Source organism: Bacteroidota bacterium (assembly GCA_030706565.1).
Lineage (GTDB): Bacteria > Bacteroidota > Bacteroidia > Bacteroidales > JAUZOH01 > JAUZOH01.
Window position 1 is genome coordinate 1 of record JAUZOH010000584.1, and the last position, 1,496, is coordinate 1,496.

Below are 1,496 nucleotides of genomic sequence, written 5' to 3' on the forward strand. Positions count from 1 at the left end.
AGGAATATCCACAGGGTTAAATATCTATCGAGGAATTTTAGACGTTTGTTTGAGGTCATTTTATTTGTTTTTAAAAATTTCTGTTTTATTCTGTCCCGGATACGATGGAACTTGCTTAATACAAATTTATTTGTTCCAATGAATTAAAAAAGTAAGTTGAACAAAAAGCCAACGATCATAATCCCTGCAGCTACAATTCCTACGAACGTGAAAATTAAGGGCAGTTTAAGCACTTTTCTCAGGATGATGGTCTCCGGAAGGGATAAACCTATTACTGCCATCATGAATGCCAGTGAGGTTCCCAGTGAGGCGCCTTTTTCAATCAGCACCGAAACAATGGGGACTATTCCTGCCGCATTCGAATATAGCGGTATACCGATTAATATGGAAAGTGGAACACTGTACCATGCTGATTTTCCCATGAATTTCACCATGAACTCTGCCGGGACATAGCCGTGTACGCCTGCACCAACGGCAATGCCTAATGCCACGTAAAGCCAAACCTTGCCGACAATTTCTTTTACTGCATTATATCCAAAATCAAAACGCTGTGGCCAGGAAAGATTCTTTTCTTCCAAATTCTCTTTACCAAAGCGGGTCGAATATACCCAATCCTCTACCCAATGCTCCAATTTTAATTTTCCGAGCACCCATCCGGCAATAATAGCTATGATAAGTCCGGTAATCATGTAGATAAGAGCAATTTTCCAGCCAAACAGACCGAACAGAAGAACTACGGCTACTTCATTGATCATAGGGGAGGCAATTAAGAATGAAAAAGTTACCCCCAGGGGAACTCCTGATTCAACAAATCCAAGAAATAAAGGTATGGCTGAACATGAGCAAAACGGGGTGATAATGCCAAGCATCGCTGCCATCACATTACCGGTAAATTGTTTTTTACCTTCAAGTGCCTTGCGGGTACGTTCAGGGGTGAAATAAGTACGGATGATTCCAACAAAAAATATGATAAGCGTAAGTAATAGCAATACTTTTGGAAATTCGAAGACAAAAAAACGTACTGATTCCGTCAGGTGTGTGCCTTTTGTCATCTTCAACACATCATCTATAAACCAGTTTGTCAAGGGTTGTAAAAAAGAATAGATTACAAACCAAAAAGGCAGCAATATTAATGGTAAAATAACTTTCCCAATATTTGATTTAAAAAAACTTAACATGTGTAAAAGGATTATTTAATGTAATAAACTGCCAGATAATAGAATCCTGTAAAAATGAATAGGACAGCAACTACAAGGCGGAACCATTTTTCAAAAGATTTTAACTTGTTGTAAAAATTACCGATACTTGCGACGCTGTATGCCAGCAACCAGGCGGTAAAAATAACCGGCAGCCCGGTTGCAAAGGCAAATAACACGGGCAGGTAAAGTCCGGATGCACTGGTTATGGTCAGAGGGATCAGTAACCCAAAATATAGAGCCCCGCTGTATGGGCAGAAAGCCAATGCGAAGACCACTCCTAACAGAAAAGCTTTCCAA

At 39.8% G+C, this 1,496-nt stretch carries 2 protein-coding genes; both read right to left on the reverse strand.

Features of this window, described 5'->3' with window-relative positions:
• Nucleotides 1-143: 143 nt before the first annotated feature.
• Entirely contained in the window at nt 144-1,178 is a 1,035-nt protein-coding gene (locus tag Q8907_16985; GenBank protein MDP4275965.1) for a permease, read from the reverse strand.
• An 11-nt stretch (nt 1,179-1,189) separates the two neighbouring features.
• A partial coding sequence (locus tag Q8907_16990; GenBank protein MDP4275966.1) for a sulfite exporter TauE/SafE family protein occupies nt 1,190-1,496 on the reverse strand: 307 nt, incomplete at its 5' end.

Coding starts and splice junctions, on each gene's coding strand:
- Q8907_16985 (MDP4275965.1), bottom strand. CDS start 1,178: ATGTTAAGTTTTTTTAAATCAAATATTGGGAAAGTTATTTTACCATTA.